A 15,045-nucleotide genomic window follows, 5' to 3' on the forward strand; every position below is an offset into this window, starting at 1 on the left:
GCCGACGGCGCCGTGCGCGTCATCGTTGGGGCACGTGTCGCTCGGGCTGGAGACGTCGCCCCATGCGCGCCGCTCTCCCCCGCTAGCGGGAGGTGCCCCCACAGCATCGCTTCGTTCTGCATCGTCGCCGGCGCGGCTCATGACGACACCTCCTCGTGTGCCTGGTGGCCGCGGTTGAAGCCCCGCTCCTTGGCCACGTCAGCCAGCAACCCACGCAGTTGACGGCGGCCGCGGTGCAGCCGTGACATTACCGTCCCGATGGGCGTGTCCATGATCTCGGCGATTTCCTTGTAGGGGAAGCCCTCGACGTCGGCGTAGTAGACGGCCATCCGGAACTCTTCCGGCAACGCCTGAAGCGCTTCCTTGATCTCGGTGTCGGGCAGCGCCTCGAGCGCCTCGACCTCGGCCGAGCGCAGCCCGGTGGACGAGTGCTCGGCGTTGGACGCCAGCTGCCAGTCGGTGATCTCCTCGGTCGGGTACTCGGCCGGCTGGCGCTGCCGTTTGCGGTAGCTGTTGATGTAGGTGTTGGTCAGGATCCGGTACAGCCACGCCTTGAGGTTGGTGCCGGCGCGGAACGAACGAAACCCCGCGTACGCCTTCACCATCGTCTCTTGTAGCAGGTCTTCCGCGTCGGCAGGATTACGCGTCATGCGCAGCGCGCCGCCGTAGAGCTGGTCCAAAAGGGGGATCGCGTCGCGCTCGAAACGCGCCAGCAGCTCCGCGTCCGTCTCCGGCGGGGCGGGATCGGGGATCTCGCGTGCTGTCGCGCCGTCAGTGTCGGCCATGTCGATAACCCCGGTCCCTTCTGCTGCGGTGTCGCCGGAGGGCGCCGAAAGCGCCACCGGGCTTGCAGGAAAGCAAGCCAACTGATCGGCACCCATTGGACGGTCCAACAGGCTCGTCGCCGCTGACACCAAACCGCTCCTCCCAATCTAGAGGCTGGCACCGACAGTGTCTGCCCGGGTGCGCTCCGCAACATCAGAGACCGCTTGCTTCAACAGCGGCGCCCGACGTGCTCATTCCCGCCGAAGCCGGCGCCGCCCGTCCCCCGGTCGGGGCGGGCGCGGCCGGACGTTAATGTGACGCCATGTCCCTGAATGGCAAGACCATGTTCATCTCCGGCGCCAGCCGCGGTATCGGCCTGGCGATCGCCAAACGCGCCGCACAAGACGGCGCCAACATCGCCTTGATCGCCAAGACCGCCGAGCCGCATCCCAAACTGCCGGGCACGGTGTACACCGCCGCCAAGGAGCTCGAGGAGGCGGGCGGACAGGCGCTGCCGATCGTCGGGGACGTCCGCGACCCGGAGTCCGTCGAATCCGCGGTGGCCAAGACCGTCGAGCAGTTCGGCGGCATCGACATCTGCGTCAACAATGCGTCGGCGATCAACCTGGGGTCCATCACCGAGGTGCCGATGAAGCGGTTCGACCTGATGAACGGCATCCAGGTGCGCGGCACTTACGCCGTGTCGCAGGCCTGCATCCCGCACCTCAAGGCCGCGCAGAACCCGCACATCCTGACGCTGTCCCCGCCCGTGCTGCTCGGCAAGGAATGGCTGAAGCCGACCGCGTACATGATGGCCAAGTTCGGCATGACGCTGTGCGCGCTGGGGATCGCCGAGGAGATGCGCGAGGCGGGCATCGCGTCCAACACGCTGTGGCCCCGCACCCTGGTGGCCACCGCCGCGGTGCAGAACCTGCTCGGCGGCGACGAGGCGATGGGACGCGCCCGCAAGCCCGAGGTGTACTCCGACGCGGCCTACGTCATCCTCAACAAGCCCGCCCGCGAGTACACCGGCAACACGTTGCTGTGCGAGGACGTGCTGGTGGAGTCCGGGGTCACCGACCTGTCGGTCTACAACTGCGTGCCGGGTGGCGAGCTCGGCGTCGACTTCTGGGTCGACGGCGTGAATCCGCCGGGATACACGGGTCCCTAGCGGGGCCTAGCGGTGGCCCGTGCCGCCACGCCGGCGCTGGCGGCGCTGACCAAAGCCGGTGTGCCACACCAGGTTGTCACCTTCGATCACGATCCGCGGCAACGGTCGTTCGGTGACGAGGCGGTGCACGCGCTGACCACGGAGCGCGGCATCGCGGCCGAGCAGATCTACAAGACCCTCGTCATCGCGATCCCCGGCGGCCTGGCGGTCGCGATCCTGCCGGTGCCGGCCCGGCTCTCGCTGAAGGCGGCCGCCGCGGCGCTGGGGGCGGCCAAGGCGAGCATGGCCGAGCCGGCCACCGCCGAGCGCGCGACCGGCTACGTGGTGGGCGCCGTGTCGCCGTTCGGGCAGCGCAGGACGCTGCCGACCGTCCTGGACGCGGGCGCGCTGGCCTGGGATCGGGTGTACTGCAGCGCCGGTCGCCGAGGCTGGGACGTGGGGGTGTCACCGCGGGACCTGGTCCGGTTGACCGGCGCGATCACCGCCGACATCCGCGCGTAGCGCGCGGGCGTAACGCCACGGTGAAAACCGGGCCGATTTCTCGCCATGGCGTTACGCTCGCGCCATGACGACGAAGCGATCCCGCGGCGCGACGATTGTCGCCGCCGGTGTGCTGGCTTTTTCCGGGTTGATCACCGCCGGTGTGGGCATCGCCAACGCCGACACGATTCAGACCGAGGGCAACTATCCGACCCGCCAGGCCTGCCAGGACGCCGGGCCGGGCGTGAAGGCCTCGACGCCGGGAAACTGGAACAACTTCTGGTGCGTTCCGGACCGCAACGTCAACGGCAACTGGAAGCTGGTCCTCAGCAACTAGAGCAACCTCGCCTGCTCGGGCTCCGGGCCGACCGGCTCGAGTAGCTGCGGCCCGTTGTTCCGGACGTTGTTGACCAGCGTCGAGATCTCGCGCATGCGGATGCCGCGCACGTCGGGCGGACGGCTGAGCAGCTCTTCGTCGGCTGCAGCGTCGGGGTCCAGCCAGCGGTCCCACTCCTTCTCGGGCACCACCAGCGGCATCCGGTCGTGGATCTCGGCCAGCTCCCCGGGCGCGTCGGTGGTGATGATGGTGCAACTCAGCAGCGGCGAACCCTCTTTGGCGAATTGCCCCTTTGGTTTCCATACCGACCACAGGCCCGCCATGAACAGCGGCTCGCCGTCCTCGCGGTACATGAAGAACGGCGTCTTGCGGGACTTCTTGCCGGCGGCGGCGTCATTGACCCGCCATTCGTAGTAGCCGTCCATCGGGATCAGGCACCGCTTCGACTTGGCGGCCGACCGGAACGCGGGCGAAGTCGTGACCTTGTCCGCGCGCGCGTTGATCAGCATCGGCCCCTTCGTGTCGGGCGCCCCGTCCGCGCCGGCCTTCGCCCACGGGGGTACCAGGCCCCAGCGCATCAGCCGCACCCGGCGGGTGGGCTCGTCGTCGGGGTCGGTGTGCCGGCTGACGACCGTCGCGATGGTCGAGGTGGGGGCGACGTTGTAGTTGGGCGCCCCGACGGTTTCGGAGGCCCCGGTGGCCTCGTCGATCGCCTTGATCTTCTGGGCCAACAGCGCCGGATCGGTGGTGACCGCGAACCGTCCGCACATACCTTCCATGGTGGCAGAGCCACCGACTCCCATTGGGGGCAGAGCCACCGACTCCCATTGGTGGCAGAGCCACGAACTCCCATTGGTGGCAGAGGACCCCGACACGCGATGATGGACCGGTGACTATGTGGACGGCCCCGACCGCGACCCAACCGGTGCACGCGACCGTGACCGTTCCGGGCTCGAAGTCGCAGACCAATCGGGCGCTGGTGCTGGCCGCCCTAGCCGCCGCGCAGGGAAACGGCGTCCCGACCCTCAGCGGGGCGCTGCGCAGCCGGGACACCGACCTGATGATCGGCGCCCTGCGCGCCCTGGGCCTGCGCGTCGAAGGCACCGGGTCCGAGCTGACCGTCAGTGGCCGCATCGCGCCCGGGCCCGACGCGCGCGTCGATTGCGGCCTGGCCGGCACGGTTCTGCGCTTCGTCCCGCCGCTGGCCGCGCTGGCCGAGGCGGTGGTGGAGTTCGACGGCGACGAGCAGGCCCGGGGGCGGCCCATCGCGCCGCTGCTCGACGCCCTGCGCGGCCTGGGCGTGCCGATCGAGGGCGCCGGCCTGCCCTTCCGGGTCCACGGCAGTGGATCGGTCACCGGGGGCACCGTGGCCATCGACGCCTCGGCCTCGTCGCAGTTCGTGTCGGGGCTGCTGTTGTGTGCGGCGTCGTTCGCCGAGGGGCTGACCGTGCGGCACACCGGCGCGACGCTGCCGTCGGCGCCGCACATCGCGATGACCGTGGTGATGCTGCGGCAGGCCGGGGTGGACGTCGACGACTCGGTGCCCAACCGCTGGCGGGTGCGGCCCGGCCCGGTGGCGGCCCGGCACTGGGAGGTCGAGCCCGATCTGACCAACGCCGTGCCGTTCCTGGCGGCGGCGGTGGTCAGCGGCGGGTCGGTGCGCATCACCGGCTGGCCGGCGGCCAGCGTGCAGCCCGCCGACCACATCCTGACCGTGCTGGGTAAGCTGAACGCCGTTGTCTCCCAGGGCGATTCGTTTCTCGAGGTGCAGGGCTCCACCGACTACGACGGCTTCGACGTCGACCTGCGCGCGGTCGGCGAACTGACCCCGACGGTGGCGGCGCTGGCCGCGCTGGCCAGGCCGGGATCGGTGTCGCGCCTCACCGGCATCGGCCACCTGCGCGGCCACGAGACCGACCGGCTCGCCGCGCTCCGCGCCGAGATCAACCGCCTGGGCGGGGACTGCACCGAAACGCCCGACGGCCTGGTGATCACCGCGACGCCGCTGCGGCCCGGCATGTGGCGCGCCTACGCCGACCACCGGATGGCGATGGCGGGCGCGATCGTCGGGCTGCGGGTATCCGGGGTCCAGGTGGACGACATCGGCTCCACCGCCAAGACGCTGCCGGAGTTCCCGCAGCTGTGGGCGCACATGTTGGAGTCCGATATTTGAGGCCCGGCGATTACGACGAGTCCGACGTCAAGGTCCGCTCCGGCAGGGGCTCGCGACCGCGCACCAAGACTCGTCCCGAGCACGCCGACGCCGAGGCCGCGATGGTGGTCAGCGTCGACCGCGGCCGCTGGGGATGCGTGCTCGGCGGTGACCCCGGCCGGCGGGTCACGGCCATGCGGGCCCGGGAACTGGGCCGGACCCCGATCGTGGTCGGCGACGACGTCGACGTCGTCGGCGACCTGTCCGGGCGGCTGGACACCCTGGCCCGCATCGTGCGGCGCGGGGAACGGCGAACGGTGTTGCGGCGCACGGCCGATGACACCGATCCCACCGAACGCGTGGTGGTCGCCAACGCCGACCAGTTGCTGATCGTGGTGGCGCTGGCCGACCCGCCGCCGCGCACCGGGCTGGTCGACCGGGCGCTGATCGCCGCCTACGCGGGCGGGCTGACGCCGATCCTGTGCCTGACCAAGACCGACCTCGCCCCGCCGGAACCGTTCGCCGCCCATTTTGTGGACCTGGACCTGACGGTGGTCGCCGCGGGCCGCGACGATCCGCTGCTCGCGGTCGCCGACCTGCTCGCGGGCAAGATCACCGTGCTGCTCGGGCATTCCGGCGTCGGGAAGTCCACGTTGGTGAATCGCCTTGTGCCCGAGGCGGAACGGGCCGTCGGCGAGGTCACCGACATCGGCAGGGGCAGGCACACCTCCACCCAATCGGTGGCCCTCCCCCTGGAAGGATCCGGCTGGGTCGTCGACACCCCGGGCATCCGCTCGTTCGGGCTGGCGCACATCGCGCCCGACGATGTGCTGATGGCCTTCTCGGATCTCGCCGGGGCGATCGAGGACTGCCCACGCGGCTGCGGACACATGGGTCCGCCGGCCGACCCCGAGTGCGCGCTCGACGCGCTGTCCGGCCCCGCCGCCCGCCGCGTGGCCGCCGCGCGCCGGCTGCTGGCCGCGCTCAATCAGACTTAGCCAGCCGCACACCCAGCTCGTCGGGTGGCACCAAATGTCCTTCGGTGCAGCGTATTTGGACCTCCGCGTCGGCACCGCAACCCAGATGGGTCAGGCGAAGGCGATGGCGGCCGGGCAAGTGGCGCCGGCCCCACTCGAACATCGCCCACACCACCGGCATGAACTCGATGCCGGCCTCGGTGAGCACGTATTCCTCGCGACGGCGCTGACCGGGCTCGTGGTACGGCTGGCGCTTCAACAACCCCAGCTCGACCAGCTCGGACAGCCGCGCGGACGTGGCGGCCTTGGTGATCCCCACCCGGCGGGCGAAGTCGTCGAAGCGCGTCGTGCCGTAGTAGGCCTCGCGCATGATCAGCATCGCGGACTTGGTGCCCACCACCGCCATGGTCTTCTCGATCGCGCATTCGCCCACGGCCGACCACGCGTCGCGGTCGGCCAGCGGACCCTGCAGCAGTGTCATAGATCACCTCCGCCTCTGGGTTGCTTTTAGTGTACCTAGGTGGTTACCTGGGTACAGCGGTCTATACCTAGATCCGTGGGACTCGAGGAGGAGCCATGAACCGCGACGCCGTCATCGTCGGAGCCGTCCGCACCCCCATCGGCAAGGGCAAACCCAGCGGCGCGCTGCATGACGTGTTGCCCGCCGACCTGCTCGCCCACAGCCTGCGCGAACTGCTCAGGCGCACCGGCGCGGACCCGGCGCAGGTCGACGACGTCATCGCCGGTGCGGTCGCGCAGGTCGGCGACCAGGCGGTCAACATCGCCCGCAATGCGTTGCTGGGCGCCGGATTCCCCGAGTCGGTCCCCGGTGTCACGATCGACCGGCAGTGCGGCAGCAGCCAGCAGGCCATCAGCTTCGCCGCCCAGGGCGTCATCTCCGGCGCCTACGACCTCGTCGTCGCCGCCGGCGTGGAGTCGATGGGCCGCGTCCCCATGGGCACCTCGGTGCTGCCGGGCAGCAACCCGTTCGGCGACGACATGACCCGGCGCTACCCCGAAGGCCTGGTGCCGCAGGGCATCAGCGCCGAGCTGATCGCGGCGAAGTGGGGATTCTCGCGCGCCCAGCTCGACGAGTTCTCCGCCACCAGCCACGACAAGGCCGCCCGCGCCACCAAGGACGGGCTCTTCGACAACGAGCTGATTCCGATCGCGGGGCTGGCCGCCGACGAATTCATCCGGCCCGGCACGACGGTCGAGACGCTGGCCGGGCTGCGGCCCGCCTTCTACAGCGAGGCGATGAGCGCCCGCTTCCCGCAGATCAATTGGGAGATCACCGCGGGCAACTCCTCGCCGCTGTCCGACGGCAGCGCCGCCGTCATGATCACCAGCAGCGAGGTCGCCGGCAGGCTGGGACTGCGCCCGCTGGCCCGCATCCACACCACCACGGTGGTCGGCTCCGATCCGCTCTACATGCTGACCGGGGTCATCCCGGCGACCGAAAGGGTGTTGCAGCGGGCCGGATTGACGCTGGCCGACATCGACCTGTTCGAGGTGAACGAGGCCTTCGCGCCCGTCGTGCTCGCCTGGGCGCACGACACCGGCGCCGATCTGGCCAAGACTAACGTCAACGGCGGTGCCATCGCGATCGGTCACCCGCTGGGCGCCAGCGGTGCCCGCATCATGACCACGCTCGTCAACGCGCTCGAGCAGCGCGGCGGCCGGTACGGGCTGCAGACGATGTGCGAGGGCGGCGGCATGGCCAACGCGACCATCATCGAGCGGTTGGGCTGACGACGATGGCGTCGCCCAGCATCTCGAAAGTCTTCGTCATCGGCGGCACGGGCGCCCAGGGCATGCCCATCGTCCGCGCCCTGGTCGCCGACAAGAAATACGCTGTTCGATTCCTCAGCCGCGACCCCGGCTCCCGGCGAGCGAAGGAACTGCTCGCCCTCGACAACGTGTCCGTATTGGAAGGCTCATTCGCCGACGAAGACGTCCTGCGGGAAGGGCTCCGCGGCTGCGACGGGGCGTACATCAACCTCGACGGGTTCAACGCCGGTGAGAAGACCGAGACCTATTGGGCCATCCGGTGCTACGAGATCGCCATCGAAGAAGGCATCCAATTCTTCGTCTACGGCAACCTGGACTATGGGCTGAAGAAATCGGGATACGACTCCCGATTCCGGACCGGCCACTACGACGGCAAGGGCCGGATGGGTGAGTGGATCCTGTCCCAGAATCAGGTGAATGGCGCTCGGATGGGGGCGGCGGTCTTCACGGCGGGTCCGTACATCGAGATGGTGATCTCACCCGGCACACCCATGACGCCTACCCTCGAGGACGGTGTCGTGACGTGGCGGGTCCCCCTCGGTGAGGGCGCGGTGCCGCATGTGGCTCTCGAGGACTGCGGGCATTACGTCCGCTGGCTCTTCGACCATCCCGAGCGCGCGAATGGCCTCGATCTCGGAGTCGCCGTCGACCACATCGGCTATGCGGATCTTGCCGCGGCGTTTGAGAAGGTGACCGGACACCCGGCGCGGTACGTCGACACCGATTTGGACACCTACTGGAGGGAGGGTCCGCTCAGCAGGATCGCAGATGCGCCCGCCGGGTACAACGCGGACCCAAATGACAAGAGCACCATGAACGTCCGCGACAACTTCACCGGATTCTGGAACCTCTGGAAATACGGAGTGATTGAACGTGATTACGGCCTGCTCGATGAGGTGCATCCGACCCGGATCAGGAGCGCCGAGGAGTGGTTCCGAAGAGAAGACGAGCGGGGAAGAGCGCTCGGAAAGGGCGGCCTTTGGGAGCGGGTCCAACCGGAGAACCGGACTCCGATCCTGAAGATCGGCGAGGATATGAGGACGGGGAAATTATGACCGAGATCCGCTTCACCGGCGTGCGGGTGCGCTACGACAGCACCAAGAGCTACGACGAGCTGTTGGCCGCCCTACTGGGCGACATCGGCGAGCAGCCTGTCCCCATCAACGACATCGCGACGAGCGCCGGCGACTGGGAGTCCTACCGGCAGCGGGTCGAACCCCACGTCGGGCCAAGCGGATTCATGCTTTTCGGTGTCGTCGACCACGGCGCGTGGATCACCAAGGCGGGCATCGACCGCAGGGCGGTCCGCGTCATCCTCGGCAACCCGTTGATCGCGATCACGATGCTGCGCCACGACGTGACCGCGGGCCTGTTCGCCCCCGTCGAGCTGCTGATTGCCGACGAGGGCGCCGGCAGCAGCCTGACCTACGTCAAGCCTTCGTCGCTGATGGTGGTCGCACCCAATCCCGAGTTGCTCGGCGCCGCAGAACAACTCGACGCCAAGCTGGCAACGCTGGCCGAGACGGTGACCGGCTAGAGCCAGCCGGTGCGGGCCGCGGCCACCGGCGCCGCGGGCATCGGGGCCAATGCCCCGTCGCGGACGCCGTCGAGCATCCGTTTGACCGCGGCGACGATCTCCGGGGCCGCGGCGGCGAGGCCGGCCTTGTCGGCCTCGCTGACCTCGTCGGGATCGACGCCCGCGCGGGCCAACACGGCGGCCGGGTCGGCCAGCTGCCCGGCCAGCCAGGACACGGGGTCGGCCGACAGCTCGGGGACGAAATGCCGGCGGCCGGGTTCCCAACCGTCGAACCGCGGATGGTGATGGGCCCGGTCGAGCGTGCCCGGCGGGCTCTCAGTGGACCCGAACAGGTCCACCCGCCACACCGGGCGGTTGAAGCAGATCGGAACCCCGGCGTAGATCGACCCCTGCGGCTCGTCCCGGTCGACGAGGCGCAGTTCCAGCCTGACTCCCCGCTCCGGGGTTTCCTGACCTTCGAGCGGGCGCGGGTCGACGAAGAACATGTCCCCGACGACGACACCCATGGTTTCGAATCCGAACGCTGCGAGCATGTTTTCGAGCGTAGTCCGGCCGTCGCGTCAGGCGCCGACCTTCTTGGCCGCGCGCTCGGGCACGACCACCTCGTAGTCCGCGAGCACCGCGGTCCGGGTGCGGCGCTGGTATTCGTGCACCAGGCCGGGCCAGTTGGTGGTAACGCGGCCGGAGGCCGTGCGGTACCAGGAGTCGCAGGTGGTCCACACGCCGGCATCCAGGCGGGACTGAACCTCCGCGTCGTAGGCCTGCTCCACCGCACGCCGGACCTCGAACGCGCGGGCCACACCCCCGCGGGCGAGCTCCTCGGTGAGCTGGCGGATGTAGCGGGCCTGCTGCTCCATCATCAGGATGATCGAGCTGCTGCCGAGGTTGGTGTTCGGGCCGTAGATCAAGAACATGTTCGGGAAACCGGGCACGGCCATGCCGAGGTGGGCGCGCGCCCCCTCGGCCCACTCGGCCTGCAGGTCACGCCCGGCGCGTCCGGTGATCGTCATGGGCGCAAGGAATTCGGTGGCCTTGAACCCGGTGCCGTAGATGATCACGTCGACGTCATGCAGCCGGCCGTCGCTGGTGCGCACACCGGTGGCGGTCACCTCGGCAATAGCGTCGGTCTCGACGTCGACGTTGTCGCTGGCCAGCGCCGGATACCAGTCGTTGCTGAACAGCACGCGCTTGCAGCCGACCGGGTAGTCGGGCGTGAGCTTGGCCCGCAGCACCGGATCCTTGATGTGGTGCTTGAGGTGCGCGGACGCGACGACGCCGATCAACCGGGCGAGCGGGGCCACCTTGGTCAGCGCGAGGCCGAAGAACTCCGAGATCTCCCAGATCAGCCCGCGCATCGCGGCGGCGAACCCCGGCACGCCGCGGAAGGCGGCGTGGTGCGCGCCGGTGTAGGCGCGGTCGGGCTTGGGGATGATGTAGGGGGCGGAGCGCTGGAAGACGGTGACGCGCGCGGCGGTTTCGCGGATCCGCGGGACGAACTGGATCGCCGATGCGCCGGTGCCGAGCACCGCGACGCGCTTGCCGGCCAGGTCGACGTCGTGGCGCCACTGCGCCGAGTGGAACGACGGTCCCTCGAACGCGTCGAGCCCCGGGATGTTCGGCAGCGCCGGCCGCGACAGCTGGCCGACCGCGGGCACCAGCACGTCGGCCTCGAACGCGTCGCCGGCCGACGTCTCCACTCGCCAGGTGGCGGTGCCGTCGTCATAGCGGGCCGAGGTCACCTCGACCCCGGTGCGCACCAGGTCGCGCAGGCCGAACCGGTCGGCGGTGTCGTGGATGTAGCGCAGGATGTCGGGCTGCTCGGCGTACCGGCGCCCCCAGTCGGTCTTAACGGAAAAGGAGTAGGAGTACAGGTTGGACGGGACGTCGCAGGCCGCCCCGGGGTAGGTGTTCTCCCGCCACACGCCGCCGATGTCGTCGGCCTTCTCCAGCACGGTCACATCGGCCAGGCCGTCCCGGGACAGCTCGTAGGCGGCGGCCAGGCCACCGAAGCCGGCGCCGATCACCAGCACGCGAGGCTTGCTCATGGTCGAAGTCATGAGGCCCACGTTAGGGGCGAACTGCACCCCGCCGGCAGCCGATTGCGGTCGGCAAATCCATCATTCCGGCCACGCCTCTCTCAGCCGGCGGCCAGCCGGGCCCGCGGCGCGACCGAACGCTGGTAGCGCGCCGGGGTGGTGCCCGTCCAGCGTTTGAACGCGGCGATGAAGCTCGTCGACTCGGCGTAGCCCAGCCGCAGCGCGACGTCCTCGACCGACAACGCGCCCGTCGCCAGCAGCTCCTCCGCGAGGACCCGGTGGACCTCCTCGGCCAGATCCCGGAACGTGGTGTTCTCCTCGGCCAGCCGCCGGCGCAGCGTCCGCTCGCTCATCGCCAACTGCCGCGCGACGGCCGCGATGGTGTGGGGTTCGCCGTCGATCGACGCCAGCCGCTCACGCACTCGGCGCGAGACACCGGTCCGCAGCCGGCGGCGCTCCAGCAGGGCGCGGCACTGCTGCTCGCACATGGCGACGCTGCTCGCGCTGGCCCGCGGGAGCGGGTTGTCGAGCAGCGCGGCCGGCCAGCGCGCCACGTTGGCCGGCGCGTCGTAATTCGGCATCACGCCGAATTCCTGGCAAGCCAGGGCATCCCCCGACGACGGCGCGGGGCCCGCGAACTCGATGGAGGTGAACGGGACGGGTCGGCCCAGCATCTCCGCCATGACCCGGGCGATCGCGACCAGGTCGCGCCGGACCAGGAATTGCGCGACCGGACCGGTCAGGTCGGGCAGGTCCAGCCGCATGGCCGCCACCGGCCCGTCGACCGTGACCGTGGGCAGGCCGAAGCCGTAGCTGAGTTCGTAGAACCGGGCCGCGAACCGGACGGCGTCGCCCAGCGTCGAACTGGTGAGGCAGGCGAAGCCGAAGATGCCCAACGAGCCGACGTGATAGCTGCCGCCCACCCGCACCCCGAGGTCGGCAGCGTCGCCCAGCAGGTTCACCAGGTTGGTCGCGGCGGCCAGCTCCTGGCGCCCGACGATCATCCGGTCGTGGTCGCGCAGGTCGGCCTCCGACAGCCCGGTCCCTGCGAGGACGTCCGCGAGGGCAAGCCCGTTGCGGGAACCGAAGTCGGCCATCAACGCGACGCTGGCCGTGCTCCGCGGGAAATCCCAGTGGGAAACCTGCGACCCGACGAAGACCTGCACGCATCCCAGTATGGCGAAGGACGGTGCGCCGGTTGGCGCGAAAACGCTAGGCCGCGAGGCCGTCGGCGCCGCCGGTGGCCCGGCGCGCATCGCGCTGCGCGCGCCTGGCCCGCCGCCACCCCCGCACGGTCTCGATGGCGGTCTTGAGCCCGCGCCGCCGGCCGGTCTCCGGGTCGGTGCCCAAGAAGCCGGGCTCCAACTCGGCGAACATGCGCTCGCTGCGCGTTTCCGGCGCATCGTCGGCGCTGTCGCGCAAATACCGGTTGGGCAGCGACAGCTTGGCCAGCGTGCGCCACGTCTTGGCGTACTGCACCAGGAACGAGCCCGTGGTGTAGGGCAGGTCGTACTTGTCGCACACCTCGCGCACCCGCACCGCGATCTCCTCGTACCGATTGCTGGGCAGATCCGGGAACAGGTGGTGCTCGATCTGGTGGGACAGGTTGCCGCTCATGAACCGCAGCACCGGCCCGGCCTCGAAGTTGGCGCTGCCCAGCATCTGGCGCAGGTACCACTGGCCCCTGGTCTCGCCGATCATGTCGGTCTTGGTGAATTTCTCCGCGCCGTCGGGGAAATGGCCGCAGAAGATGACGGCGTTGGCCCACACATTGCGGATCACGTTGGCCACCGCGTTGGCCTTCAGCGTCGAGGTGTACGTGGCCCCGGGTGACAACGCGGTCAGCGCCGGGAACGCGACGTAGTCCTTGAGCACCTGCCGGCCCGCCTTGGCCAGGAACTCGTCGACCCGCTGCCGGGCGTCGTCGTGGTCCATCCGCCTCTTGGCGATCTTGCCGAGTTCCACGTGCTGCAGGCCGACGCCCCACTCGAACAGGAGCATGAGCATGGTGTTGTAGACCAGGTTGAACAGGTTGAAGCGCTTCCAGCGCTGGTCCCGGGTGACGCGCAGCAGGCCGTAGCCGACGTCGTCGTCCATCCCGAGGATGTTCGTGTACTTGTGGTGCACGTAGTTGTGAGTGAAGCGCCAGTGCTTGGACGACCCGCTCATGTCCCATTCCCACGTCGAGGAGTGGATCTCGGGGTCGTTCATCCAGTCCCACTGGCCGTGCATGACGTTGTGGCCGATCTCCATGTTCTCGATGATCTTGGCCACGCCCAAGGTGACGGCCCCCGCCCACCACGCCGAGCGGCGGGAACTCGCGGTCAGCATCAGCCGACCCGATACCTCCAGCGCGCGCTGCGCTGCGATGGTGCGGCGAATGTAGCGGGCGTCCCGCTCGCCGCGAGAGTCTTCGATGTCCTGGCGGATGGCGTCCAGCTCAACGGCCAGGCTCTCGATGTCGGCGTCCGTCAGATGGGCGAATACGTCGACGTCGGTGATCGCCATCGTCTTCCTCCCTGCGGTCGATTTGTCGGTTCGAAAACCAGATCCAGACCTACGCTATCGTAACCTACGAATCCGTAGGTTACCTGTGAGTAGCAGTTAGATGTCGAGCACACAATCGCCCGAGGCGGCAGACACACAGGTCTGAATCCGCGTCCCCGGGTCGTGTTCCGCGCCGGTGCGCAGGTCACGAACGTGGCCCTCCACGAGGCCGACCACGCACGACTGACATATACCCATCCGGCAGCCGAAAGGCATCTGCACGCCGGCGCCCTCACCGGCGTCCATCAACGACGTCGCGGCGTCGGCGGCGACGGCGCGACCGCTCCGGGCGAAGGTGACCGTGCCGCCGGCGCCCGCGGGCGCGGCCTTGGACACGGCGAACCGTTCCAGGTGCAGCCGGTCGCCGATGCCCGCCGCCGACCAGAGCTTCTCCGCCTGGGCCAACATGCCCTCCGGCCCGCAGGCCCAGGTGTGGCGGTCGCGCCAGTCCGGCACCTCGCGGTCCAGCAGCGCAAGGTCGAGCCGGCCCTGCGAGCGGGTCTCCCGAATCCTCAGGCGATATCCCGGATGCTCGCCGGCCAGCGCCGCCAACTCCGCGCGGAACAGCACGTCGGACTCGGTGGGCGCGGAGTGCACGTGCGCGATGTCACCAATCTGGTTGCGGCGCACCAAGGTTCGCAGCATCGACATCACCGGCGTGATCCCCGATCCGGCGGTGAGGAACAGGATGGACGGCGGCGCCGGGTCGGGCAGCACGAAGTTGCCCTGCGGGGCGGCCAGCCGGACGATGGTTCCCCGCTCGACGCCCGCCACCAGGTGGGTGGACAGGAACCCCTCGGGCATCGCCTTCACGGTGATGGTCACCGTGCGCGCCGAGCCGGATCCGGACGTCTCGGCCGGGCTGGACGTGAGCGAATACGACCGCCAGCGCCAGCGTCCGTCGATCAGCAGGCCGATCCCGATGTACTGGCCGGGCTGGTAATCGAAGTTGAAGCCCCAGCCGGGCTTGATCACCAGGGTGGCGGAATCCTCTGTCTCGCGGCGCACCTCGAGGATGCGGCCCCGCAGCTCGCGCGCCGACCACAGCGGGTTGGCCAGATGCAGATAGTCGTCGGGCAGCAGCGGCGTGGTGATGCGTGCGACCAGCTTGCGCAGCGCGTGCCAGCCGGGGTGCCGCTCGGCGCCCGCGACCACCGGCCGCTTGGTGTCGACGACGTTGCCCGTGATCGATGGGTTACGTCTGCCCAGTGGAAGCTCCTGCTCACGATGCTGCGTCTTGCTTGCGCTCACC

16 protein-coding genes are annotated in these 15,045 nt (G+C 69.6%); 8 read left to right on the top strand and 8 right to left on the bottom strand.

Annotated features, from left to right (window positions below; all coding sequences use genetic code 11):
- Positions 1 to 137: 137 nt before the first annotated feature.
- Complete coding sequence (locus U8D42_RS16150) at positions 138 to 785, bottom strand: sigma-70 family RNA polymerase sigma factor (protein ID WP_167542796.1); 648 nt, start codon at positions 783 to 785, stop codon at positions 138 to 140.
- A gap of 302 nt (positions 786 to 1,087) precedes the next feature.
- On the opposite strand from U8D42_RS16150, the gene U8D42_RS16155 reads away from it, so the two are divergent.
- From U8D42_RS16155 to U8D42_RS16165, 3 genes are all read left to right on the top strand, one after another.
- The gene (locus U8D42_RS16155; RefSeq protein ID WP_085241629.1) at positions 1,088 to 1,936 is read left to right on the top strand and encodes an SDR family oxidoreductase; all 849 of its coding nucleotides are present in this window, start codon (positions 1,088 to 1,090) and stop codon (positions 1,934 to 1,936) included.
- Positions 1,937 to 1,948: 12 nt separating this feature from the next.
- Positions 1,949 to 2,437, top strand: a complete 489-nt coding sequence (locus U8D42_RS16160; RefSeq protein WP_322859682.1) for a YbaK/EbsC family protein — start codon at positions 1,949 to 1,951, stop codon at positions 2,435 to 2,437.
- A 64-nt stretch (positions 2,438 to 2,501) separates the two neighbouring features.
- A complete protein-coding gene (locus tag U8D42_RS16165; RefSeq protein ID WP_085241631.1) occupies positions 2,502 to 2,753 on the top strand; it encodes a hypothetical protein in 252 nt (83 codons plus the stop codon).
- Here the strand turns inward: U8D42_RS16165 and U8D42_RS16170 are convergent.
- Positions 2,750 to 3,523, bottom strand: coding sequence for an SOS response-associated peptidase (locus tag U8D42_RS16170; RefSeq protein WP_322859681.1), 774 nt, complete (start codon positions 3,521 to 3,523; stop codon positions 2,750 to 2,752). The two genes, U8D42_RS16165 and U8D42_RS16170, sit on opposite strands and share 4 nt — an antisense overlap.
- A 119-nt stretch (positions 3,524 to 3,642) precedes the next feature.
- Between U8D42_RS16170 and aroA the strand changes: the two genes are divergently transcribed.
- The gene (gene aroA, locus U8D42_RS16175; protein ID WP_322859680.1) at positions 3,643 to 4,926 is read left to right on the top strand and encodes a 3-phosphoshikimate 1-carboxyvinyltransferase; all 1,284 of its coding nucleotides are present in this window, start codon (positions 3,643 to 3,645) and stop codon (positions 4,924 to 4,926) included.
- Positions 4,923 to 5,903 (top strand): ribosome small subunit-dependent GTPase A, encoded by a 981-nt coding sequence (rsgA, locus tag U8D42_RS16180; RefSeq protein ID WP_322859679.1) that lies wholly within the window; start codon positions 4,923 to 4,925, stop codon positions 5,901 to 5,903. Before aroA ends, rsgA begins: the two co-directional genes overlap by 4 nt.
- On the opposite strand, the gene U8D42_RS16185 is transcribed toward rsgA, so the two are convergent.
- Entirely contained in the window at positions 5,890 to 6,363 is a 474-nt protein-coding gene (locus U8D42_RS16185) for a winged helix-turn-helix transcriptional regulator (protein WP_322859678.1), read from the bottom strand. The two genes, rsgA and U8D42_RS16185, sit on opposite strands and share 14 nt — an antisense overlap.
- Positions 6,364 to 6,458: 95 nt before the next feature.
- Here U8D42_RS16185 and U8D42_RS16190 point away from each other — a divergent pair, with 95 nt between their 5' ends.
- The 3 genes from U8D42_RS16190 to U8D42_RS16200 are packed head-to-tail and all read left to right on the top strand — an operon-like array spanning position 6,459 to position 9,210.
- Positions 6,459 to 7,634 carry a thiolase family protein gene (locus U8D42_RS16190; RefSeq protein WP_322859677.1) on the top strand — a complete coding sequence of 392 codons (1,176 nt, stop codon included), beginning with the start codon at positions 6,459 to 6,461 and terminating at the stop codon, positions 7,632 to 7,634.
- Positions 7,635 to 7,639: 5 nt separating this feature from the next.
- Positions 7,640 to 8,728 carry an NmrA family NAD(P)-binding protein gene (locus U8D42_RS16195; protein ID WP_322859676.1) on the top strand — a complete coding sequence of 363 codons (1,089 nt, stop codon included), beginning with the start codon at positions 7,640 to 7,642 and terminating at the stop codon, positions 8,726 to 8,728.
- Positions 8,725 to 9,210, top strand: a complete 486-nt coding sequence (locus U8D42_RS16200) for a DUF302 domain-containing protein (protein ID WP_322859675.1) — start codon at positions 8,725 to 8,727, stop codon at positions 9,208 to 9,210. Before U8D42_RS16195 ends, U8D42_RS16200 begins: the two co-directional genes overlap by 4 nt.
- On the opposite strand, the gene U8D42_RS16205 is transcribed toward U8D42_RS16200, so the two are convergent.
- The 5 genes from U8D42_RS16205 to U8D42_RS16225 form a co-directional block, all read right to left on the bottom strand.
- Positions 9,207 to 9,743: a hypothetical protein gene (locus U8D42_RS16205; RefSeq protein ID WP_322859674.1), complete on the bottom strand. Its 537-nt coding sequence runs from the start codon at positions 9,741 to 9,743 to the stop codon at positions 9,207 to 9,209. The genes U8D42_RS16200 and U8D42_RS16205 overlap by 4 nt on opposite strands.
- Before the next feature lie 27 nt (positions 9,744 to 9,770).
- Positions 9,771 to 11,267, bottom strand: a complete 1,497-nt coding sequence (locus tag U8D42_RS16210; protein WP_322859673.1) for a flavin-containing monooxygenase — start codon at positions 11,265 to 11,267, stop codon at positions 9,771 to 9,773.
- 80 nt (positions 11,268 to 11,347) lie between these two features.
- Entirely contained in the window at positions 11,348 to 12,412 is a 1,065-nt protein-coding gene (locus U8D42_RS16215) for an AraC family transcriptional regulator (protein WP_322859672.1), read from the bottom strand.
- A gap of 46 nt (positions 12,413 to 12,458) precedes the next feature.
- Complete coding sequence (locus U8D42_RS16220; protein WP_322859671.1) at positions 12,459 to 13,754, bottom strand: fatty acid desaturase family protein; 1,296 nt, start codon at positions 13,752 to 13,754, stop codon at positions 12,459 to 12,461.
- A gap of 96 nt (positions 13,755 to 13,850) precedes the next feature.
- A complete protein-coding gene (locus U8D42_RS16225; protein ID WP_431523881.1) occupies positions 13,851 to 15,044 on the bottom strand; it encodes a ferredoxin reductase in 1,194 nt (397 codons plus the stop codon).
- Position 15,045 lies beyond the last annotated feature (1 nt).

This window comes from Mycobacterium europaeum (assembly GCF_034555895.2).
Lineage (GTDB): Bacteria > Actinomycetota > Actinomycetes > Mycobacteriales > Mycobacteriaceae > Mycobacterium > Mycobacterium europaeum.